This window comes from Zobellia roscoffensis (assembly GCF_015330165.1).
Lineage (GTDB): Bacteria > Bacteroidota > Bacteroidia > Flavobacteriales > Flavobacteriaceae > Zobellia > Zobellia roscoffensis.
This window is the reverse complement of record NZ_JADDXT010000002.1, coordinates 2,287,666-2,313,037: the sequence shown is the minus strand read 5'-3', so window position 1 is coordinate 2,313,037 and position 25,372 is coordinate 2,287,666. Positions and strand designations below refer to the sequence as shown.

Annotated in this window: 12 protein-coding genes; 2 read left to right on the top strand and 10 right to left on the bottom strand. The window is 36.5% G+C overall.

Features of this window, described 5'->3' with window-relative positions; all coding sequences use genetic code 11:
- Positions 1-6: 6 nt before the first annotated feature.
- The 9 genes from IWC72_RS09650 to IWC72_RS20455 all read right to left on the bottom strand — a co-directional run bounded on the left by IWC72_RS09650 (position 7) and on the right by IWC72_RS20455 (position 19,938).
- The gene (locus IWC72_RS09650) at positions 7-2,043 is read right to left on the bottom strand and encodes a six-hairpin glycosidase-like protein (protein WP_194525996.1); all 2,037 of its coding nucleotides are present in this window, start codon (positions 2,041-2,043) and stop codon (positions 7-9) included.
- Positions 2,044-2,056: 13 nt separating this feature from the next.
- On the bottom strand, positions 2,057-3,277 hold the full coding sequence (locus IWC72_RS09645; RefSeq protein WP_194529637.1) for an MGH1-like glycoside hydrolase domain-containing protein: 1,221 nt from the start codon (positions 3,275-3,277) through the stop codon (positions 2,057-2,059).
- 165 nt (positions 3,278-3,442) lie between these two features.
- Positions 3,443-4,843, bottom strand: coding sequence for an arylsulfatase (locus tag IWC72_RS09640; RefSeq protein ID WP_194529636.1), 1,401 nt, complete (start codon positions 4,841-4,843; stop codon positions 3,443-3,445).
- Position 4,844: 1 nt separating this feature from the next.
- Positions 4,845-7,130: a family 20 glycosylhydrolase gene (locus tag IWC72_RS09635; protein WP_226979537.1), complete on the bottom strand. Its 2,286-nt coding sequence runs from the start codon at positions 7,128-7,130 to the stop codon at positions 4,845-4,847.
- 21 nt (positions 7,131-7,151) lie between these two features.
- Positions 7,152-9,395: an alpha-N-acetylglucosaminidase gene (locus IWC72_RS09630; RefSeq protein WP_194525992.1), complete on the bottom strand. Its 2,244-nt coding sequence runs from the start codon at positions 9,393-9,395 to the stop codon at positions 7,152-7,154.
- A gap of 152 nt (positions 9,396-9,547) precedes the next feature.
- Positions 9,548-11,119, bottom strand: coding sequence for a SusD/RagB family nutrient-binding outer membrane lipoprotein (locus IWC72_RS09625; RefSeq protein ID WP_194529634.1), 1,572 nt, complete (start codon positions 11,117-11,119; stop codon positions 9,548-9,550).
- A gap of 21 nt (positions 11,120-11,140) precedes the next feature.
- The gene (locus IWC72_RS09620; RefSeq protein WP_194529633.1) at positions 11,141-14,398 is read right to left on the bottom strand and encodes a SusC/RagA family TonB-linked outer membrane protein; all 3,258 of its coding nucleotides are present in this window, start codon (positions 14,396-14,398) and stop codon (positions 11,141-11,143) included.
- A 452-nt stretch (positions 14,399-14,850) separates the two neighbouring features.
- Positions 14,851-19,065 carry a hybrid sensor histidine kinase/response regulator transcription factor gene (locus IWC72_RS09615; RefSeq protein WP_194529632.1) on the bottom strand — a complete coding sequence of 1,405 codons (4,215 nt, stop codon included), beginning with the start codon at positions 19,063-19,065 and terminating at the stop codon, positions 14,851-14,853.
- 717 nt (positions 19,066-19,782) lie between these two features.
- Positions 19,783-19,938 carry an integrase core domain-containing protein gene (locus IWC72_RS20455; RefSeq protein ID WP_194529631.1) on the bottom strand — a complete coding sequence of 52 codons (156 nt, stop codon included), beginning with the start codon at positions 19,936-19,938 and terminating at the stop codon, positions 19,783-19,785.
- A gap of 166 nt (positions 19,939-20,104) precedes the next feature.
- Between IWC72_RS20455 and IWC72_RS09605 the strand changes: the two genes are divergently transcribed.
- Both IWC72_RS09605 and IWC72_RS09600 read left to right on the top strand, forming a co-directional pair.
- Positions 20,105-21,565 (top strand): sulfatase, encoded by a 1,461-nt coding sequence (locus IWC72_RS09605; RefSeq protein WP_194529630.1) that lies wholly within the window; start codon positions 20,105-20,107, stop codon positions 21,563-21,565.
- A 76-nt stretch (positions 21,566-21,641) separates the two neighbouring features.
- Positions 21,642-21,869, top strand: coding sequence for a hypothetical protein (locus tag IWC72_RS09600; RefSeq protein ID WP_194529629.1), 228 nt, complete (start codon positions 21,642-21,644; stop codon positions 21,867-21,869).
- Between the two features lie 164 nt (positions 21,870-22,033).
- Here the strand turns inward: IWC72_RS09600 and IWC72_RS09595 are convergent, their stop codons facing one another.
- Positions 22,034-25,270, bottom strand: coding sequence for a VCBS repeat-containing protein (locus IWC72_RS09595; RefSeq protein WP_226979536.1), 3,237 nt, complete (start codon positions 25,268-25,270; stop codon positions 22,034-22,036).
- Between the last annotated feature and the right edge of the window lie 102 nt (positions 25,271-25,372).

Sequence of the window (25,372 nt, the reverse complement as noted above, 5' to 3'; positions counted from 1 at the left end):
AGGTTTTTATTTAAGAAATACTTCTACAGAGTCACCATCTTTAATTAAGGAATTCATGAATACACTTCCATTACTATCAACCACGTTACAACGGATCTTATCTCCTTCCCTAAACACCTTAATATGAAAATCCTTATTAAAAGCCTTTATCTTATTAAGTTCCATCTTATCCCACTCACTCGGAAGTCTCGGAGTCAAACTAAAACTCTTTAGACCAGTGGGAACAATCCCGAACATTCCCTCCGTAAACACCCGACAATATAATCCGCTTTCCGCAGAAAGATGAGCCATGTTCCCTTCAGGGTATGCTTCCACCACATATGGGACCCTGTCTCCCAACAATCGTTGCGCAGAAAATTCTTGTAACTTTGTCAACGAGCGTTCTGTTGCTCCGGCTAAAAAAGTTCCCCGTAAAGCATACAAAGTCCCTCGATCCCAGAAAATTTTTGATATATCAGGGTTCTGATCGTTCTTCTCTACGTGAACACCATTTTCCGTCCACAATTTATTGAACAGCGCATCAATTGTTCCTTTCTTCCTGTCATTTATCTGTACCACTAATGGTAAACATATCCAATGTCTTAAATTTTGATGCTCTTTATAGTACTTGTAAGTTTCTAAACCCTCTATAGTTGCTCCAAAGTAGGATTCAATGTTCTTTTTCAATCGAACTGCGGTCTTTCGGTAGCCAGAAACTTCTTTTTTGGGCCTCCCTAATGAAACACCAAGGTCAGCGGCTAAGTTTAAGGCTCCGTAATATAAACTTGAAGTTGATAGATTCGCATTACCTGTTTCTATCCTCCCTTCCATTTCATCCGATTCCGAAATCACCACGCCACTCTTGTTCAAGTTTCGCTTGTTATATTCCAAACACCATTTAATTAGGGGCCATATCTTTTCTGCCACCTCTTTATCTCCGGAAGCCATAGCAAATTGTGCAGCCCCATATGCAATCATAGCCGCATCGCCCCTATCTAAGGGGCTAATTGGGGCGTCGCCTTCCATTTCAAAAGAATACCTGATATTTTTATACTCGCTATCTATTTCTTTCAAATAGAGTTCGTACATATTTAGCGCAGCATCATTACCCAAACCATAACCTAAATAAGGAAAGAACGGATTAATATACTCGGCCTGATCATTCGCCCAAAACCCAACATAATACCTTCCTCCACCAGGCGAATGAATCATACCTAGTTTTGATTCAAAAATACTTTCCGATCCTCTAATTTTTGAAAATTCAAATAGTGTATTTAGGGTTTCATTTGGTGTAACCAGTTGAAGTGAATTTTTCATTTCCTCTAAAAAGGCAATGCGCTTTTCATAATGTTCTTCTGCATCAACATTTACCCGACTTTCATTATTCATGCTAGCGGAAATTTGCACAGAAAACCGATAAGATTTACCCGCTGCAATTTCTATGGTATCATCTAAATTACTATCGGTAAAAATTGAATAATCACCCTTTACACCTTTTGTATGCTTAACTGTTTTAGTTTTCTTTCCCTGTAGTACTATTTTTTCTTTAGTAACATTTGTAAGCTTCCACTCTTCTACGAATAACCTTTCATCGGTAGAAGGATAAAAAGTTCGAGTCACTGCAATCCCCTCCTCTGCTTCATGCTCAATAACCAACATTCCATTTATTCTAATACTTTTTGCTTTTCCAGGTTCATAGATTTTATCATCAACAATCAGAGTGGGTAGTATATCATCTGAAAAAGTATCGGATAAATAAGCCCTATAATGCTTCCATTCTGGATCATTGGTTTTTATAAATGTCCTTAACTGTGGAAAAAACACCTGTCTGGACATACTTAATTTTCTACTCTCGTCAATGGAATATGTTACAATACCAGAGACTCTTACTCCGGACATCTCAATATTATCTTGATACGGCACGTTATCCGCTTTAGACAAATCCAGTAAAATTTCATTTCGGTGCTCTATTGACCAATGTTGCTCCTGCTGTGCGAATTGGTAATTACACACTAACACGGTTACCATTACCATGATGGCTTTTATATTAAAGCTTACACTCATTTCTCTTTATCTTTTAATCAATTTCAAGTAACATCCAATTATCGTTCACAACTCCATCTAGAACATTTTCTATACAAAGATTCCAACTAATAAAGCCTACAATGTTGCCGTTTTCATCTACGTGATCATCACTTGGGGCTAGAGGAACACCGGTATCCGCATGATAATTTTCATGGGTTGTTTTGTATTTACCAATATCGCTGAGTAATAAATTTGATACGGTTTGTCCTACCCAAGCAACTTCTTCATTAAATCCGTAATTTTTAAGTCCAATACTATAAATGTAGTTTGCTATTGGCCATACCGGACCTTGCCAATTAGAAAAAGGTACAATTATATTCTTATTATTATAATCAGGGTCCGACGCCGATAATGTGCGAAAACCATACTTGGCTTTCATATGATTTTCGGCGAGCAAATATTTATTAATCATCTTTTTTGCGTTAGAAGGATGGGCAATTTTGGCCGTTAAGGGAAGAAACGAAGAGAAGGTAACGCGTTTATAAAACATTCCCGTTTCGCGATCAACAGTATAGTAGATAGAGTCTTCATCTGACCAAAGGTGATCATTAATAGCCTTTTTCAGCATCCGTGCTTTTTCTTGATAATACACGGCATCATCAGTTTTTCCCAGTTTTTGTGCTAGACTGGATTGAGCCAAATATTCTTTGTACTGCCAGGCACTTACATCTGGAGCTAAAAAAGAACGTTTATCCTCCACAAAATAGTTAAGCGCAGGATTATTATCCGCTCCACTTTGCATGGCAATATCCCAAAAGAACAGACCTGTTATACTATCCTGTTGTGTCCTTTCTCGATACTTTATTACCCTTTCGATTTGGTCATAATAGGGCTTCACCCACTCAAAATCGTTTAATCCTTTTGAAGCAAGGTATACTCCTTGCGACAAAAATGGTTTCATGGCAAACTTTCCAAAAATAGGTCTAGGACCTTTAGTAGTAGCACACCCCGAGACATATCCTTCGTCATCTATTCCTTTAATCAAGTTAAGAGCCCAATACTTTAGATATTGAGGCTCACCTTTGCTAACAAAATAGTTCCCCATAAAAAAACCGTCCCAATCCCACATTTGTTTATAAAATCCTGCAGGAATTAAATACGGATACTCAAGGTATCCTTCAGCCGGTTGCACAACTTTAGTACTTAAATGCTCAAATTCCTTTTTAAGCATTCCATAGGCTTCTTGAAGCTCAACTTTATTTGTTGTTTCCACATGTGCAAAGTCAGGATTTTTAGCTTGCTGTTGCCCAGAATTGTTGCGACATCTAACAAAGATTAAACAGATAAAGCTACATAGCAGTAAACACTTGTATTTATTCATATATTTTATTGTTGGAGATTTAAAAGAACAGCTCTAAAAGGTCAAAGTTATCTTCCCCTATGACCCATTTTTTATATTTTCTAAAACAGCAGTTAATTCCTCTACCTTTTTAGGCATTTTATTTGCCAAGTTATTTTTTTCCTCTGTATCCAATCCTAAATCAAACAATTCTATACTGGTACTATCGTTTTTAGGATAATCTATTTTCACCAGTTTATGATTACCCGCTCTAATTGCATATCGAGCGATATTGGTTTTAAATTCCCAATACAAAAAAGGGTGTTGTAATTGTTTATCCTTACGTCCCAAAAGGGTGGGCAAATATGAAATTCCATCTGTTGATTTTGGTTTTGTCGCACCTGCCAGATCACATGCAGTAGGTAAAAAATCCCAAAAAGTTGTTACTTGATCGGTAAGACCTGGATTTATTTTTCCCGGCCACCTAGCAATAAATGGAACTCTTATTCCGCCTTCATACAAATCTCTCTTCATCCCCCTTAACTGTCCGTTGCTGTTAAAATAATCCAATCGCCAGCCTCCTTCTTGATGTGGACCATTGTCCGATGTAAAAATCACTATGGTGTTTTTATCTCGATTCTTTTCTTTTAGCAAATTCATTAGTCGTCCTACATAAGAATCCAACCTAGAAATCATGGCGGCACCAGATTTTTTTGGGGAAGGCCAATCTTCATTTTCATAAATCCCAAAATCAGGTACTTCCATACCATGTTCATTAAGAAGAAAACTCTCGTTATTAGCATGTGGTATGGTATAAGCTAGATATAAGAAGAAGGGGTCTTTCCTATCGGCTTCAATAAAATCTATTGCCTTTTCCGTAAACAGATCATTTGAATATTCTTCTTTTTTTACTGCCGCGCTACCTATACCCACAGCATAATTTGTACTATCCGAAACATAGACAACCTCATTTTTAAGAGGGTACCTCTGCCCATTTTCCATTAAGTAATCCGGGTAATAATTATGTGCTCTTATTTGATCATAATAACCAAATGAATAATCAAAACCCTGTGCATTCGCATAGCCAGAAGTGCCTACATTACCAAGCCCCCATTTCCCGATTACACCAGTTCGGTAACCAGAGTCTTTTAATAATTCGGCCACCGTAACATCACTATCCTTTATGGGTTTTTCAATGGATTTTATGGTTGTATTACCCATATGTTGCCCCGTCATAAGACTATTTCTTGAAGGAGCACATACCGTAGCACCCGCATAATGTTGAGTGAAGAGAAGACCTTCCTGCGCTAGACGGTCGATATTTGGTGTCTTGATCGTTTCTTGTCCGTAACAACCTAAATCACCATATCCGAGATCGTCAGCAAGAATAAAAACTATATTTGGCTTGCTCCCCTTTACCGGTTCATTTTTGGAAGTGTTCTCTTTACAAAAACAAAAACTTATTAAAAGGCCGAGATATAAAACAGATCTTTTTTTCAAATTAATTTTTTAAAGGTGTTACTAGTCTTTCAAATGGTAGAAAACCGTCCATTTTATCGGTTTTATACTTTAGGTTCAACTGATTCTGAATTTTGCTATAGAAATATTCTAATCTTAATGTATGTTCCCCTTTAGAAAGATTTACGGTGAAATCTTCTGATACTTTTTTTAATTCCGTTCCTTTAGCAATTTGTTTTCCATCTATATAAATATTTGCTAATCCGTCATCCGTGGTCAGTCTAAAAGTATAGGTAGTACTTTCGGGCAATGACAAATTCCCTTTTAGTTCAACTATATAAGGGTTGTAAACTCCATAAAACCTAGTATCAATGTGACCATCTCTTTCTACTTTGGCAAACAGTTCCCCATTAATTTTATCTAGGCGTTCATTAGACATAAACCCGGACACCCCTTCTCTAATTTGTTTAAAGCTTGATAGATTTGGCACACTACTCCATGTTTTTTTAGGCAGGGGACCGTATAATTTATACGAATATGCCGGAATAACTTTTTCATAATATTCCTGTATCGGATGGCCTATTGGCACTCCTGCCGAGAAGGCCTGAACTGTAAGAATACCTGACCTTTCAATTTCAATAGGGGTTTCATACGTTTTTGCTTCTCCCATATTTGGTAAATTCCAAGAATTTGAAAAACTCCATTTGTATTCAACATCTTTCTTAGAATTAATTTCTATGACTAGTTTTTCCTTAAAACGTTGATCTGCTTCGTTTAGCAACCCCTGAACATTAAAAGTTATCGGTCGAAAAAGTTTACCGTACAATTTGTCTGAACTATCAAGAGTATTAGAGAATTCATCGTAGGTAGCCTCTATGCCACCGCTCCACAAATGAGCAGCAAGAATCGGCACCCTTTTTCTCAAAACGGGTATTACTTTAAAGTGATTTTGCTCCCAAAAAGAAATTTGACCACCCAGAATGCCCTTATCGCTATTTACTTCTATATCCTCAATTGAATCTTGCCAATGAGACCATTGCGTGGGCTTCCAACTATATGCTTGTTTTTGGGTAGGGGCAAAATTCATTGCACCCACCATATACCATGGCATCCAGGTTGAATTGACTATGTGATATCCGTTATCCAACAAATTCTGTGGGTGGTTGTAGGTAGTGTTCCATACGATTACCGTAATATCTTTATCTACAGTTAGGTTTTTGGATCCGGTTCCATGAAAACCTTCCCATATAATAGTCTTCTTTCCTTGGGCCTTCACCATGCTGTTCATTCTATTTATAAAATGACAAAAGAGTTCATTTGCATCACCTTTAGCCGCCTCTTGTAAATTGTGTTTAGATGTGTACTCCTGATACTCCGGTACTTTTTTAAGATTCTCTAAATAGACCTCATCTCCTCCTACATGCAGGTAAGGGCTGTTATAGAATACTTCCGCAACCTCACTTATGATTTCATTTAATGCCGAATAAGTAGACTCTTTGGCCATATTGACCACATAGAGAGGCTTGGCCTCACTGGTTTTATCATCGACACTACCAAAAATTTCAGGATATGTACTCCATAAAACTCCCGAATGCCCAGGTACTTCTATTTCAGGAATTATAGTTACGCCTCTTTTTTTTGCGTAGTCTACCAGATCTTTTAGTTCATCTTTAGTATAAAACTCACGGCTCCCATCAAAATGAGTCTTATTTACTTTTGGATAATTCTCCAATGGAAATGTAAAACGTTTATTATCCGATAGATGAAGGCTCAAGTATTTAATCTTATACAACCATAATAAATCTATGGTTTCCTTGATTGTCTCAGTAGGATGCCAAAAACGGGCAAGGTCCAACATTACCGACCTGAAATCTGATTTTGGGCTATCAGTAATGGTAACATGCGGTATACTACTCCCCTTTTCAGAATTTTTCACCAATTGCACTAAGCTCGCAACTGCATTGGCAACGGCCTCATAAGATTGCCCCTCTAGCTCAATTATTTTACCAACCTTTACAGAATGGGAATTGGGCTTAAGGTCTTTATTAATTTTCAATTGAATTTTAGCTCGTTTTTCTTTTGCATCCACAAAATCTAAATCAACCTTAGCTATACGATTCAAATAATTAATCAAAATCTTTGCTATGGGCTCTAGTTCAGTTTGGTTTACACCTACGGTTATAGCACCTGAAAGTTGGAAATGGCCCTTCTTTTGAATCAACTGGTGTGGTGTAGGTATTAGACCCAAATTCTTATCTACTTGCACTGGGCTCTGGGCATTTATAAAACATGTACTCAACAACAGAAATAAAAATTTTAGGCAAGTCATTTTTTTATATATCATGGTTATTTAGTGTTTGAATAGTTGTGTATACTGCGTACGAATTCTATGTGCTACCTCAATAGTATTACCAGTTGGAGAATCCGGGTATTTTTGTTTCGCGCGTGTCCATTTATAATCCATATCACGGACTTCATAATCATATGCTTTAGCATCAAATGCGGTCCCCTTTTCTAAGGATTTCTTTAGGTGGTTTACAAAGAGTTGCCATCTTGGCTTATAATACCCACTAAACAGACCGTTCCACTGTTTACCAGCATAATCTCTGAGTCCCCCTTCAGGATAGGGTTGCCAAATGGTAACGATAGTTCTAGCATTCCATTCGTAATAATCTTTCTCCTCTTTAGTTTTGCCCCAACTTCTTGCATCGCTCAACCATTTACCCAACAAGAAATTCTCATTGGTTCCTGTAATTGCCTCAAGGTCATCTAGTAATTTTAAAAGCGCTATAGAGCTTCTTTGAAAAGCCTTCTTGTCCTTTTCTTGATACGCTACACTCAGATTGTTAATTTTTTGATGTGTTAATCCAAACAGCAACTCTCTATAGACGTTTGTAAGGTCAAAGTTGTAAGTGTCTACATCTTTTAGTTCATCAGCTGCACCAAGTAGTAATTCTGCAGCTTCAGCTAATTGATACACATCAAAATCCCACGCAAAAGGATCGGCCTTTGTTATCTTAAAATCTTTTCTTACGTGTCTAATATCCTCTTTACTGCCTTCTTCAAAAATCATTAACCTTGGTGTGGTAATGAGTGGAGACCACATGGTCCTTGTTCTACCATAAACCGTTTTCTCCAGAAGCTGCCAAGCTTTGGATACATTTTCATTTTTAGTTCCGTACCGGACCGAAGCATAGTTTTCTACCCATTGCGGCACATTAACAGGTGAGCTATCCCAAGCTTTTTCAAAAATAAAATCTTGAATTATGGGATTATAGCCCAAACCTTCCGGAATCACTCCTATCCCTTTTAGATTGTTATTTATTTCTGATGAATAAGCATCTTGAAACTGTCTTTGCATTTCCTCAAGATTACCACTCATGTTTACCTTCTGATCTTCGTTACAGATTACATTCCATATCCATGGCTGACCATAAAAGGCATCGGTTTTATTCCATGTGGGATTCTTTTCACCATAAAGATCAAGTACAATAGCCTTGTTTTTGGGGATACCGTTTAAAAATGCCCGGCCTCTTTCCTTTGTCCAGAAATCTTTTTTGAAAAAGAAAAACCATCCTTGAAGTACCCATGTAGCTTTAGGGTCTGCTATGGCCATAGATTTATAAACATTTTCGCTAACCTGCTTTAAAAAAGCCGGATCTTTTGATGGTGGATCAACTTCAATAAAACAATCAGCATCGTACAAATGGTCTGTTCCATAGAATTCCGTCTGTTTCTTTATAAATGCTGTTCCTATTTTTTGGAAAAGCTCATCAGTAGGGTCAAGAAAATAAGTTCCTTCTACCCCTGCCCAATCTTCTATTTGAAAAATGTTAGCATCAGGGTAAAGTCCTTTTAGTGCTTGGGGAACGTGACCGGTAAATGCTTGCTGTACCGGTTTCATTCCTAATGACCGCATTCGTTCCAGTATTTTTATCTGCAGTTCTTTTCTTTGTGAAATCCAGTTTTGGGGCAATGGACCACCCATGCCGTCTATATTCCCCATCCAGCCCCAGGGAAGATGTGCCGGCCCTACAAAAAAATCATCTATCTGTTTTTGGGACATACCAAAATCCATCAGAACCTCCTGCCAAACTGCTTCTTGACCAATCATGGCCAAAGGCATGTTGACACCCTTTAGAGCCATATAATCAATCATCTTCTCCCATCTGTTCCAATCCCACCATGGCATGGTATATCCATAAGTACAATAATTGAAAAGATAGCGATGGTCAAACGTAGTTTGCTTCCTTATTTTGGAAGTCACCTTGGGAAGTTTGACCGGCAGATTAAGTTGACTATAATTAAGAGAGATATGAGAGTTGCAGTAGTTTTTAAGATACCATTCTAAACCAGAAGCCATAGCAACTGCACTATTTCCCGAAATAGTAATTTTTTCATCTTTACCATTTTCTATTTCAAAAACATCTTTACCATTGTCAGCAGCTATTTCGGTAAAAGTGAATGAAGCGGTATGTTGTGGTAAAAGTCGGTTCAATATACCATATGCGGACTTTTCAGCATCGGTTTGAGAAATTTGCCCATAACCATGGCAAACAATTAAAAGAACTACGAATTTCAAAAATTTTAACATAATCAACAGATGTAAAAAATATTAAGTTAGACTGTACAAAAAACACATCTAACAACGGGCGATTAAAAGTTAAGGCTCATCGATTTATTTAAAACATATAAAATATTTCAATAATTGACGACAAGCCTTTTCAACTAACTCAACTACTAACACTAATAACTATATAGAACTGGTCCACTTTGAATAGTTGGAACCATTTGCACTACGGGGGCATTTTGTGCAAACCACAAGTTATCTCCAAAAACATTATCGATTATTACCACACCCTGAATAGCCGCTTCAAAATTTGCTTGGTTGAAATTTTGCATTGTTTCTCTAGGATAGCCTACTCTGACCGGATACCCCTTCTCTTTATTTATTCCGATATCGAAAAAATCCAATGTTGGCATACCTGTTCTTCTAATCATTGAGAACGTATTGATACTTTGCCCAAACTGCGAAATATAACGTTGGGTAATTATTTGTTCTAAAGCCCTACCAGTATCAAAAGTGATTTCAGGAGACGCTAAGTACGTATCTATGTCTGATTGATCAACATCAAGTTCTTGCATATGAGCCACAATTCCATTTTCATAATTCTCAGCCGCAGTACTCCCTGTGTTGATATTTTTTGTTTCCGCTTCCGCTTTAATCAACATCAACTCCGAATAAGTCATTATATTTCGCTGTTGAGCTTCTGTAAATTTATTGGATAGTTGACTTACCGAATCTAATGCTATTCGAGTAAAACCACTTGGATTGTCCTCATCGAAAGCTGGAGGAAGACCTACATAAGTATCCCCTTCTGAATAGCCAGAAGCCGGAGCAATAAGAGCCTTCATTCTAGGATCACTTAAGTCCCCAAGTGTGTTTACAAAGCCTGTAATTGCGATTGGTGAATTTGTATTACTTTCTATATACTGTGCAAAGGGATCTGAATATGACCCAATTGTTGTTTCCCAAGTCATACCAAAATTATCATCATTACTCTCCAAAATTGGATAAGTAGCGGGGTTACCAAAAATTGTCTCAAGTTTAGTTTTGGCAAAGCCTGCATCTGCATCAGAAATTCTCATTAATAGGCGCACTTGTAAGGAATTAGCAAATTTTTTCCATTTCATTATATCTCCACCTGCATAGGCATCACTTTCAGGGTTCATGGCTACACCAGGATCTCCGGATAAATCAAAAGTGTTATTTGCTTCTTCCAAAATATTGAGCACCTCTTTTAAAATTTCCTCTTGGGTATCAAATTTCGGCTTGTTATATTGTTCTTCTTCAGAAACTTCTCCAAACTGAGCATCCGAAAACGGAATAGGTCCCCATAATTCAGTCATATTGCCATATATCCACCCCTTTAACACCAATGCTACCGCTCTATAGTTGGGTTGAGGGGTTTCCTCAGTATTATCTAATATTCGCTCCAATAACGGAATAGTCTGGGTTACTAAATTCTGATACACCCAAAAATCATTGAAATCTTCTCTAGGATTGGAAGCTATAAAATCCGTAGGAGCGGTAGTATTTGTATAATACTGCACCCATTTTGCAGTTCCCTTATTATAGCTATTAATATTATCAAGAAGCTCACGTGCAGCTGCTATTTCAGCTCCTAACAATAAACTTTCATTGCTGCCAACTACCTGGGCGTTGGGGTTCGTATTGATTTCCTCGAAGTTGTCGGTACAAGCCTGCAGTGACAAAAACAGGAGGCAAATAGCCACTATATAATTTGTATATCTCATATTATTATATTTTTTACTCGATTAGAAACTAACTGAAAAATTCATTCCAAAACTTTTGGTATTAGGTAGTGATCCCGTCTCAAATCCTGACCCATTATTTAAACTACCCATATTTGCAGTTTCGGTATCAATTCCGTCCAAATTGTTCTTTATCAACCATAAATTTCTTCCCACTAATGATATGTTTACATCTGCTAGTCCCAGCTTTTTGGTAACTTTTCTATCTAAACGATAGCCTATGGAAAGTTCCTTAAGCTTAATATTTGTAGCATCTCTCATTAAAGCTGAAGTAGGATAATTGAAATTGGCATACAAATCTTGCGTAGAAATCGCAGTAGTGTTTGGTTCGCCCGTTTCTACATCTATACCCTCAAAAATAAATCCTCCATTATCTTCCGTGCTTTCCCTGACAGCTACTCCATTTATATTATCACCTGCACTTTCTGGATTGAGACCATTTAACGACATATATTGATAAGTAGTTGATATAATTTTACCACCATATCTAAGATCAAAAAGAAAATTTAAGTTGAAGTTTTTATATCTAAAACTATTTCTTATTCCGGCTGTCCAATCCAAAGGTGCAGAAACCCCTAGATCTCTAGTTCCTCGCCATTGGTTATGCATCGGAAAACCATCTTTGGTTAGTATCTGCCCGGTTCCATAAATGTTGTCTTCCGCTGTATAGCCAAAATTATTGAAGTCATCGGCCATATTTGGAACATTCGCCAAGGCATCTTGCGTATCTCTAAAATATTCAAATCCTACAATGTGTCCATAAGGCTCACCATTGGTAGCTCTAATTTCAGGACCGAACCAGGCTGCAATATGTTTAAAATCCACAAGGTCTTCAGGAAAGCCTGAAACAGTACCTCTATTCCTAGACCAGTTCATATTTACATCCCATCGAAAATCTTTAGTTTCAAAAGGAGTAATATCAAGTTTTACCTCTATTCCTTTATTGGTTATAGTTCCTGCATTGATAAAAGCGAATCGTGCGCCTCTCTCCCAAGCGTTCTCTACACGTATTAGTTGGTTGCTAGATTCGTTTTTGTAATATGCCACATCTAGTTTTACTTTAGAATCAAACAAATAAAGTTCTCCACCAACTTCAAACGAAGTTGATTCTTCAGGAACCAATGTTGTTGCTGGAATTACATTATCAATTCCGCCAACTGGCTGCCCATTAAAGGCATTAGAACTTCTAGTAATAAACCTATCCAAAGCGTAGGGTTGTGTATCGTTCCCAACTTTCGCCCAACTACCTCGTAATTTACCATAAGTCAATATTTTGTTCTTAATATTAAATGCATCTGTAAAGATGAAACTGGTAGAGGCCGATGGATAAAAGAAAGACCAATCATCTTTTGGTAATGTAGAAGACCAATCATTTCTTCCCGTTAGAGTAGCATATAGATAATCTTTGAAGTTAAACTCAACAGAGCTAAACACACTGCTAACCTCTTTCTCCGATGTTCTATTATTTACGGTTGCCGGCTTTGCGGAATTACCTAGATTATATATTCCAGTAACCAAAAGTCCTCCGTCCGTACTTGCAAATTTACTGTTACTCTTCTCGTTTCTATTTGCTGCCCCAACCATCAAATTGAAATTCAAATCCTTATAAATATCCCTATTTAAGTTAAGCCTAACATCTGCATTAATTTCTTTATTTAAATCAAGCCCTTCTTGATAACTGCCTGTATTGAACAAATGTTTAGCTACGATTCTTTCATATTCTGTGGTGTTGGTATCCTGAAAAAGATTTGCTTGTAGCGACAACCCGTCTGCAAGTGCGTACTCAAGGCCTACGTTAAAACTAAAACGGGTACGTGTAACGGGATTGACATTTTCATAGAGATCCCAATACGGATTTGGTCCGTTTTGATAAAAACTCGTTTTATTACCAAACTCATCCTTGTAATCCCTCAAATCTCTAATATCTATATTTGTAGGTATAAAAAGAGCTTGCCACATACCTCCATTTCCAAAGCCATAGCTAGATCTATTATCACTATCCATGGTAGAACCTGTGGCAACGAAATTTAGGCTCAGTTTCTCTCCCAGCTTAAATGTTGAGTTAAAACTTCCGGTAATACGCTCCAACCCGGTATTAGGTGTAATACCTTTAATATCCTGATGTCCAAGAGAAAAACGCGCGTTAGATGTTTCGGTTACGTGGGTCAATGAAAGGTTTTGTTGGTAGGTATGGCCTGTCTCGAAAAAATTATCCAAATTATTGGCTCCATAAGGTTGCCAAGGCTTAACTACAGCCCCACCCGTTTCCGAGTCCCATTGAGATATGGGTTGCCCATTGTATTCTGGGCCCCATAACCTAGTATCTGTTTCATTAACCCCAGCTCCGTTTCCGTCTACATACGAATACTCTCCGTTATTACCCTGCCCATATCTCAATTGTGGCTCAGGCAAAATTAAAGCAGACTGAAAAGTTGTGGAAGTGCTTATACTTGCTCCCCAGCCTTTTTGGCCAGATTTACCCTTTTTAGTAGTAATCATTATTACACCATTGGCGCCTCTTGCACCATATAAAGCGGTTGCACTCGCTCCTTTAAGAATACTGATATTCTCAATATCATTTGGATTTATATCCGACAATGGATTCCCTAAATCTGATGATCCACTAGATGAAGTAAACAAACTTTCAGAAAGAGACCTATTGCTTAGTAAGGGCAAACCATCAAGCACATAAAGCGGCTGATTATCGGAAGATAAAGATGTGACACCTCTAATCAACACTCTTGGGGAACCGTCTACACCGTTAGCTGAACCGGAAACTTGTACACCTGGAGCCTTTGCAGATAGATTCAATAATACATTGGGCTCTCCTGTAGAATTTATTTCATCAGCAGATATGGCATCCACAGCATACCCAATTGCTTTTTTCTCCTTTTTAATACCAAGAGCCGTCACTACAACTTCAGACAATTCACTGGTATCCGGCTCTAACGAAACGGACAAGAATCCATCACTTGGCACAGGCTGTTCAAGAGCACTGTATCCTATATAAGAGAACACTATGACTTGATTCTCTTCAGCCTTCAATGCATACCTTCCATCAAGGTCCGTCAATGTCCCAGCCTGAGTCCCTTGTATGTACACATTAACATAGGGCATTGGCATATCATATTCGTCCGTTACAATACCTGATACTTCTATTTTTTGTTGATTTCCTTCTTGAGCCATCGTTACTGACGTAAAAACGAGTTGACAAAATAATAGCACCAACAATAATCGGTTTTTGGTTTTTCTTTTTTTCATACTTGGCGTTGTTTGTTATCTAATGTTCATTAATGTTTACTACCCTTTTCTTTACATAATGTTCTTTTGAAGTTTACACAGGATGAAATTAGATTTACGTCTCATATTTCACTTATAATTCCGTATCAAAAACTTATAAAATAGTAACAAAACCCCCATTTTACTAGTATTACAACACCATTGATAGCCACCTACAAAATAAACCTCAGTAATTATGAAAAAATAAAGCGGATATAGGAAAGAGAGGCAAATGCTCTTTTTAAGCTTAAAATAAGAGCATATCTGAGCAGAACAGAAATTAAAATAAACCTAGTAGAATAGAAAAACCGGAACTCTAAAACGAAAGTATATTTATCTCTTAACTTAAAAGATATTTGAGGCTAATTAGAGCTAAAAACCATTTTATAATAAATATAATCAGCTATTTTGGCTAGTTAATTACCATTAGAACTTTATTTGCCGTATTCCTTGGGAGAACAACCATAGGCCTCTTTAAAACAACGGGAAAAATAACTCGGTTCTTTAAACCCACATAAATATGCGATTTCAGATATTTGGAATTTATTTGACTCCAATAATTCAACTGCATATTTCAGCCGTATAGATTTTATAAAATTATTAGGGGTCAAACCTGTCAATGCTTTCATTTTTCTGAACATTTGAGCACGGCTAACTCCTATTTCAGACGCCATAGACTCTAAAGTCAGGTCATAATCTTGTATGTGATCTTCAATGTACTTATTCAGTTTAAGAAGCAGCTCTTCGTCCATAGAGCTAACCGTTATTTTTGAAGGCTGAAGTTTTTTCTCGTTCTGAAAAATCAGACGTAGTTTTTCTCTTCCTCTGATTAGGTTTTCAATATTCGCTAGCAAAATTTCTCTGTTGAACGGCTTAGTTAAGTATACATCCGCTCCCGACTTTAAACCATCTACCTTTTGATTGTCAAAAGACTTAGCTGTTAGTAGAATTACTGGTATATGACTAGTATCAAAATTATTTTTCACCTGACGGCACAATTCAAGTCCGTCAATTTCTGGCATCATAATATCGCTTACTACAAGATCGGGAACCTCCTCTTTTAACAGCGCCAAACCTTCCCTACCATTATTAGCTGTATAAACATTGTAAAATTCAGAAAGAATACTCTTAAGGTATATTCTCAATTCATCATTATCTTCAATAATTGCAACACTATATGGCTTGAGGCTTTCGGGATGTATTAGTATATTTTCCAAAGGAATATTTACGGTAGTTTCTTTAAAATCTTTCGCCATTTGAAATGAATTGGTCTTAGAAGTCACAACTAAGCCTTCATACAAATCATCATTCTTTGGTAAGATTATAACAAATGAGGTGCCCTTGTTTTTCCTACTTTTCAAAAGGATTGTTCCAAAATGCAATTCAGTTAACTGTTTTACCATATATAATCCAATTCCTGTTCCTGAATTCAAAGAATCGTCTTGATAAAAACGGGTAAAAACATTCTCTAAATTCTTTTCCGAAATACCTACACCATTGTCAACTACCTTTATATATATGTGGTTGTTCAATTTTTTTAAATCGACACCACCACATATCAATTTGTACTTTCTTAACTTCGAAATCTTCTTAGCGTCAAATTCCCTTAGTGTAAGCACAATTTTACCCTCATTAGGTGTAGCCTTAAATGCATTTGATAAAATATTATATACAATTTTTTCTATTTTATCTTCATCATAGAACATAACCAAATCCTCTTTGGGTAGACGGACCTTAAATTTTATATTCTTCTGGTTAGATCGATACAAAAACGAATCGGTAATTGTATTTAGTGTTTCCGAGATATCAGATTGAACAATTTTCAGTTCCATCTTACCATACTCGTACTTCCTAAAATCCATAATCTGGTCAATAAGCCTTCTAAGACGATCTACATTATTATTCAAAATATTGAATAACTCCGTATTTAGATTATATATTTCTTTTTGACCTATGAGACTTTTAATGGGATCTACGATTAACGATAACGGAGTTCGTAACTCATGAGATAAGTTTGTAAAGAAAACTAACTTTGATTCATACAGTTGTTCCAAGTTATCTTGCTCAATTTCCTTAATTCTCAGAGCGTTGTTCTTATTGTGGTTTTTCATCAAAATACGAATGAATGAAAACGCAATGAGCAGAACACATAAAACCCATAGAGATATCATGTACCATGTATTATACCATGCCGGTAAAATTTCAATATTTAATTTTAGAGGAGTCTCTGTCCAAATACCATCATTATTAGTCGCTAAAAGTAAAAAGCTATAATTACCTTTTGGGAGATTACCATAATTAATAGACCTTTTATTCCTTAGCTGAATCCAATCGTCATCAACACCTACCAGTTTACATTTAAAGCTATTGCTCAAAGGGTGCGGCAAATGCAATGAGGTAAACTCAAAACCTAAAGTATTTTGTTTAGAAGACAATGTAAGCGATTTAGTGTAAGCTATATCACTATCCAACATTTTATTGTCTAAATTATTATTTAGCAATTCCCCGTTAATATAGAGTTTTGTCAAAACCACATTAGGTTCAAATGTGCTCTTACTAAACTTTACCGTAGGGTTATATATGTTTAGACCATTGGCACCTCCAAAATAAAGGTTTCCCATAGCGTCTTTATGTATAGCATTTCCATTAAATTCTAAAGATTGTAAACCATCCTTAACACCAAAATTCTCAATTAGACCCTTCTCAAAATCAAAGGAAAACAATCCGTTATTTGAACTGGCCCATAATTGGTTGTGTGATTTATTGTATATGAGTCCGTATACATAACTGTTTGCTAAATTAGTTGCGGTGCTTAAGTCACCTTGAGAAACGAATGGTGCTATTTGCTTTTTTACAATATCAATTTTACATATCCCAAAGTTCGTTCCGGCCATAATACTCCCATCTCCAATTTCAGAGAGTGAATAAACAGCATAGTTTTCAAAATATTTCTCATAATCTGAGGCAACCCTAATTCTCTGAAAGTTTAATGACTTTCCTAAATATTGTGAAAACAAATATGGGTTATCATAATCTTTAAGTTCTAAAAAGACGACACTTCCATTTAGGGTTCCAAACCATAGTCTTTGCTGACTATCCAAAAACATTGAATAAATTACTTTTTTGTCTAAAATGGTCTGGACATTAGTGTTGGTTATTTTCTTAAGATTATTTTGAGCTGTATATATATAAAGACCGTTCAAGGTACTTATCCATATATTACCCACATTATCTTCTAAAACATGGTATACTTCCTCATTAGGAAGTAAAGACGGTTTTTCAGTATTAAAATAGCTTACAAGTTCTTGTGTATCAATGTCACTTTTCCTTACGATATAAATGCCTTTCTGCGTACCTACCCAAATACTAGAGTTTTTTACTTGTACAATAGAACGTATATGTCCAAATCTACCGTTCTCCTCTGGGTGTATATTTATCGCAAGCTCATTTTCTTTAACAAAAAGACCATTCCCTTTGGTTCCAATCCAGAGCCTTTGACTATCATCTTTTAGAATGGAATGAACGTTTGACACGTCTTCATTTCCTCTTTGACAGGTTAAATGGTCAATTAAATTAAATTTCCCATCCTTAGCCACAAGTGTATTTATACCAGCATCACTTCCTGCGACTATCATTCCGGATTCATCTTCATATAGAGCTCTTATGAAATCGTTTTTCAGAACGTTTTTCTTATTTATTTCATATTTGAAATTTTGCCATTGTTTTGTTTTTCTATGATAGGAAAATAGCCCTTCACCTTCAGTTCCTATCCAAATAACTCCATTGGAATCTTCAAGAATAACATTTGCCGCTTTACATTGAGGCCAATTCTCATATTGCTCATTAATTGGCCTAACTCTAACAACTTTATCAATACCCGTATTCAAATGAACACTGAAGAAGCCTCTTTCCGAAGAGATTAAAATATTCTTGTCCGGCGTTATGTAAATTGAATAAAAAATACTCAATTCTTGATTTTCGGTCTTTACGGTCAATCGGTTTGCTTTTTTACTATCCTCCATTAATAGAAAAAGCCCCCTACTTGTATTTAGTAAAATTCCTTGAGGAGATTCTAACATGCCCTTTACTAAAACCTGCCCAGTCTTTATTCCGTTGATATAGAAAGACACCTCATCAACTACTAAGGTTGAATCCAACTGAGTTTTGACGAGGCCGTTGGCGGTGCCTACCAACAATTCTCCATTAGGTGTTTTGTGAAGGGAAGTAATATCATTACTAAGTTCGGAATTTGTATCTGTAGGAAATAAGTAACGAAACCTACCTGTTTTAGTATTCAGAAAGTTAACCCCTCTTTTGGTTCCAATAGTTAGAATATTACCATCACCTATTATATCGGTAACCCATGGGTTACTTAAGCCAATTTCATTGTTTGAAGAAGCAGAATATACATCGGCATCGTAACCTGTATATTTATAAAGGCCATCCATCTTACCTACCCAAATAAAGCCTAGGCTATCTTTACAGATAGAAGAAACAACATTGTTAGTGATTATGTTCTGATCATTTAAATTCCCAACTTCATAAGCTGAGTTTTGAGCCTGACCCAAATAGCCTAGGAACACACAGAGAAGAATAAAACTTATCGTGAACTTACATTTAGAAATAAAGCTAAATAATAATCTAATCATTACTTTCTCTCCTGCATATTTTTCAATATCACTCCAAAGTAACCCTTATACTTATAAAGGTTCTTGCGATTAAATATCGTAATTTAGAATTAGAACCCATTCTCAAAAAGCTTCAATTATCAAAAAAACATACTCATCACGTTTTTTCGTGGAATTCACAAAATAGCAGAATGCAAATAGGTTTTCTTCGAATACAATTAAATTCTTTACGACACTGATGAGTTTAATTTCATCAATAATCTATTAGTGCTAACACAATTATTTAAAGATGAGTGCATTTTTTTTAAGGCAGCAATTGCTTTAAGAGAGGTTATTCCCTACATTTAATTCCAAGAAAAATTAATTAATAACACAGTAAACAATTCGGTAAACAGTTTCATAGAATTCACATAAAATAGTGCCAAAATTCGGGAGTTTCCTCAAACTCATAACCCGAAGGTCGCTGGTTCGAGTCCAGTCCCCGCTACTAACTCAGAAGCCATTCGATTGATTTTCAGTCAGATGGATTTTTTATTCCTGATTTTTTTCCGATTTTTTGAGCTACCTTTAAATCCAGTTCGCTCTACATCCTTATATCAGTGAGCTAATTTGGTGTAAGCGGTTTGTATAGATGTAGCAGTATTGAATATATTTCTTAATCCTTGTACTAAATCATATGCTTTTTTGATATCTGGATAGTGTTCAAAGAGTATTTTAGAACGAGACCTCCTCCAATATTTAAGTACCGGTCATAACTAGAAAATCCGGAGTATTTTCATTCTTTTCGATATACTCGTTGGGGGACATGTCCCCCAACGAGCTGTGCGGTCTAAACCCATTATAGTCTTCTCTCCAAACATCGAGCTTTTCTTGGCTATTTTTCAAGGAAAACATAGAAAGTCAGGATACTACAGAATTATATCCTTTACGTCACATCTATTTTAATTCGTATTACTACTCGGTAAACTGCTATATTTATAAACCATAATTTATAACCTCATTTTTGTACCAACCAAACCCATTGGCATTCACATGCCCAAAGAAAACTAATTTTTCAAAAATGCTATTTTTCAAATTACACATCAGATTACTTACACTACTCATTTTTGTTCCTATATTTTTATCGAGTCAGGAAAAGAACAGCGCAAAACCTAATGTACTATTTATTGCAGTAGACGACCTCACCACCAGCTTAGCTTCATATGGAGATTCTGTAGCCAAAACACCAAACTTTGATAGGCTATCCAAAATGGGAGTTCAGTTTAATAAAGCGTATTGCCAGATTCCACTTTGTAATCCTTCCAGAGCTTCTGTCATGACGGGTTTAAGACCAGATGCTATTAAAGTGTACGACCTTGATGCACACTTTAGAGATGAAGTCCCCAATATTACTACCCTTCCCCAACTTTTTAAGGACCAAGGGTATTGGGTAGGTCGAGTAGGAAAATTATATCATTACAATGTTCCTGCGGCTATCGGCACCAATGGGCATGACGACCCTGCTTCTTGGCAGGAAGTTTTTAATCCTAAAGGACGAGATAAAGACGAGGAACATCTTATAACAAATGCGGAGCCTCACCGAAAAATTAGCGCTGCACTGAGCTGGCTAAGAGCTGAAGGCGAAGATAACGAGCAGACCGATGGTATGATTACTGTGGAAGCCATTAAGCAAATTGAAAAACATAAAAAAGACCCATTTTTTCTTGGTGTAGGCTTTTTTAGGCCCCACACGCCTTATGTGGCACCTAAGAAGTATTTCGATTTGTATCCTATAGATTCTATAAGCATTCCATATGCACCGGAAGATGATAGAGCTGACATCCCCTTTGCTGCTCTTGCCCATAATTGTAAAGTAGCGCACTACGGATTGCCAGAATCTGTTTGTTTGGAAGCTAAACAAGCTTATTACGCTACTGTTTCCTTTATAGATGCCCAAGTTGGACTCTTGTTGGATGCCTTGGAAGAAAACAAGTTGATGGACAATACTATTATTGTTTTATGGAGTGACCATGGGTATCATTTGGGAGAGCATCAGGGAATCTGGCAAAAGCGATGCTTGTTTGAAGAATCTGCTAAAGCTCCTATGTTTATCTATGCACCCGGTGCAGCAGGAAATGGCACCAAGTGTGACGAAATAGTAGAATTTATTGATATCTACCCCACAGTAGCGAAGTTGTGCAACTTAACCCCTCCAAATAAACAGCCCGGAAAAAATCTGACGCCTTTATTAGAGGAACCCAATCTGAACTGGGAAGGCCACGCTTATACCCAAGTACTTAGACCAGGTAACGGAAACCCTGTTATGGGCAGAAGCGTACGTACTAACAAATGGCGCTATACGGATTGGAACGAGGACAAAGAAGGCGAGGAATTGTATGACCAAATACAAGACCCAAAAGAGTTTAATAATTTAGCACGTGATGTCAATTACAAGCAAATAAAGTCTGAACTCAAAGCGCTTTTAGAAGAAAATGTAAGCGGAAAAGTACCAACCACCCCTTTTAATCCTGATAGGCTTTAGCACTAAAATGCCACCCAATAGTTCCTAATGCAAAAGAGGCTGAAGGGTTAAGTACAATTAAACTTGTCAGAATGAAATGAAGGTTGCACTTTCCATCATATTATACTTAGTCCTCCTGTTCATACTTCCGCTTGCCGCTTCACTTTATATGATTCAAAGTCCATATGTGATTTTATCAGCTGTTGTAATAGTCCTTCTACTAACTACACAACCTCAAATGAATTTGGGTGAGGCTACACGAGACAAACGAACTGACGGAGGAACGATATATATCATATTGGGTATGGGTATGAACAATACATGAAACGAACATGGAAATTTTTACCAGGATATTAAGAAAGGGTGCCACATTCAATCAGAAGACCGCGAACTATTTTGATTTTTAGAAATAGGCTAGATATTTTCTAGGATCCAGATCCTACATCAAAAATCAACCTAACTACCCTATCATTTTCACAATATGAGCTATTACATATTGCCCGCTGGGTTTGTAATTTTCACAAATTGTAATGTATCATTATTACGTACGGAAATAATGAATTTATTCCCTTTTATATGAATCAAACTTGCATCTTTTACGTCACCGTCTAAATACAAGCCATTATCTTGATTTTTAGTGGCTACAAAATTTCCATTGCCATCACCTTTTAAAAATGCACCTATACTAGAGTCGTTTCTAGGCGTCTCAATTTCTGATGCGTAAAGATTTCCTGCAACGACAATATCTTTAAGTCCATCTTTATCAAAATCCTCTGATATGATTTTATTTACCGATGAAAATTGTGCTTCGTTTGGAAGCTTAGTTAAGCCAAATTTTCCATTTCCTAAATTTTCGATATAGCTAGTTGCAAAGGTTTCTGCCTGATAGTGAATCTCTGCTTCTACCAGTTTTTCTTTGCCATAAATTTCATCTAGTTCTGCTGAAGCAAAAGAATTATAATCTTCAAACTTTTTGCTCAAAGATGGCATTTGTTGCGATGAACAGGACTTGCCCCGAACTGGAAATAATTTTCCAAAATTATAATAACTCAGCACAATGTCTTTTCTACCATTTTCATCAAAGTCATCTGCATATACTTCAAAAGGAGCTTCTATTGATGCCTGATATTTATAGTTTAACCCAAGATTACCCACCACATAATCCATATCTCCATCAGCATCAAAATCACTTTCGGTTATGCTTGACCACCACCCACTTGTATTTTCAAGCCCTGTAGCATCTGTAACATTCTTAAAAACTCCATTTACATTGCTATAAAAAAGAATGGGAGTCCACTCACCTACTACAATAAGGTCCAGCGTACCATTTCCATCAAAATCTGTCCAACGGGCATCTGTTATCATTCCCAATTGGTTAAAGTCTGGTGCTAATTGTTCTGTTACATCTTCAAAAATACCTCCTTCGTTTTTCAGGATATAACTTTTTGTAGGCCACGGATATTGACCAGCTACCAATCTACCTCCTACGAAAAGGTCTTGGTCACCATCATTATCATAATCACCCGCCACTACTCTAGAGCCGCTTGTATTCATGTAAGGCAAAACATTCATTGTTTTCATGAAGATACCATCCCCATTATTCTCATATAACCGATCTTGAAAAAAGTTAGCGTCATCACTTTTTTCATTTCCCCCACTTACCACATACAAATCTGCATCGCCATCATTGTCGTAATCAAAAAATAAAGCGCCAATATCTTCATGTTTGCTATCTCTTTGCCACACCTCTATATTAGACCTATGAAACTTACCTTCATTGTTCTGCATAAAAAGTGCTCCTTCTTGTTCTGATGCTCCTCCTACATAAAAATCTTCCAATCCATCTCCATTAACATCAGCTACCGCTAGACCAGAACCTAGCATAGAGGTTTGATGTGGCAAAAGTGGCTCATCTAAATAATCATCATATACATTTTCAGCATGTACAAAATCGATACCTAATGAATCCGACTCAACACTATTAAAAATCCTTTTCCCAATCTTCTGTTTGACTTTAGATTCCTTTGCCGTTAAAATATCAATGCTCACCGTCTGATTGACTCCAACATTTTCTACTAATGAGATCGTGCCATCAGGCCAAACAATCTTCACAGATTTTACCATTGTTTCTTTACCCAAGCCAAAATGCGCTTCTGGTGGAACAGAAGACTGAAACCCTCTAGTTAATGTCAATTCACTAAATTGCTCTAAACTATCCGTGGTTACATAAATTTTAGCTCCTAATCCATTTGTATTGGTTTTAGGGCCTTGCAAGATTACCTTCAAATAGTTATTGTTATCTGAATTATTGTTCTTATAAATTGATGCTTTATGGTCTATATTATTAATCACAAAATCCAAATCGCCATCATTATCAAGGTCTGCATAAGCGGCACCGTTCGAAAAGGTTTTTTCTTCCCAACCCCATTCATCCACCATATTTTTAAAAGTGAGGTCTTTATTGTTTCTAAAAACATAATTAGCAATTTTCTCCGAGGGTATTTTTTGAATCTCCTCTGCAGATAGTTTAACTCCCCCAAAGTGATTTCTTGATTGTAACTTTAAAAAATAATCCCTGTTATTAATATCTCTTCTCGTACCGTTTGAAATGGTAATATCTTTCCAACCATCATTATCTAGATCTGAAAAAAGAACAGACCAACTCCAATCTGTAGTAGAAATACCCGCTAAACGAGATACTTCGCTAAAAACCGGATTTCCATTTGAATCTTCACCTCTATTCAGCTGAAGACTATTCTGCATATATTGATAGTTTAACCCTGCGTTTACCATTTTAGAAAAACCTAGAGGATTCATACTGGCCATATTAGCCTTAGACCTTTTATTGTCTTCAGGGGTCATGTCTACCTGTGCTATATCTACTAAATTATCATTGTTATAATCCGCTATATCTGCTCCCATACCGTATTGAGCCGTATGTTTTAAAACGGAAAGTGCAACTTCTTTAAACGTCCCGTTCTTATTATTGATATACATAAAATCTGCTGAATCAAAATCGTTGGACACATAAATATCCTGCCATCCATCACCATTAAAATCAGAGACTGTTGCGCTTAAGGACAGCCCAAAATTTAATATACCCGCTTCTTCTGTCACATCAACAAAACCACCATTGCCATTATTCTTGAATAAGATATCTGAATCCGCCAACTTAGGAAACGCTGCTTTGCTTTGATAAAACTCTACAGGACTATTAAACGGAGTGGGTGAATAATTTGCGAGATAGAGGTCTAAATCCCCATCATTATCATAATCAAAAAATGTACTCTGTGTGGTATGCCCGTTATGGTCAATACCATATTCTTCAGCTTTTTCTGTAAATGTAACCAATCCTGAAGGTGCAGAACTACCGTTATTAACATAGAGCAAATTTCTACGATTTTCCCCTTTTCCAGAAACACTTACATAGATATCTAAATATCCATCATTATTTATATCTACCATAGTAGTGCCCGTAAACCAGCGATCATCACCGGCAACTTGGGCTACCTCCGTAATATCTTCAAATTGAAAATCTCCTTTGTTTAAATATAATTTATTCGGTTCCATATTGGCCGTAAAAAACAAATCTACAAGCCCATCATTATTGACATCTCCAGCAGAAACACCACCACCCATGTACATATATGGATAGTTGAAATAATTTAAACTATCCGTCTCTACTATATCGTTTGAAAAATCAATGCCCGTATCAGTATCTGACATAAGGCTGAATTGCGTTTTTCTTTGCTCAGTACAAGAGATGAACACGGTTAAAAAAAGAAAACTGATACATGCTTTTTTCATATGGAAAAAATTATAAAAAAG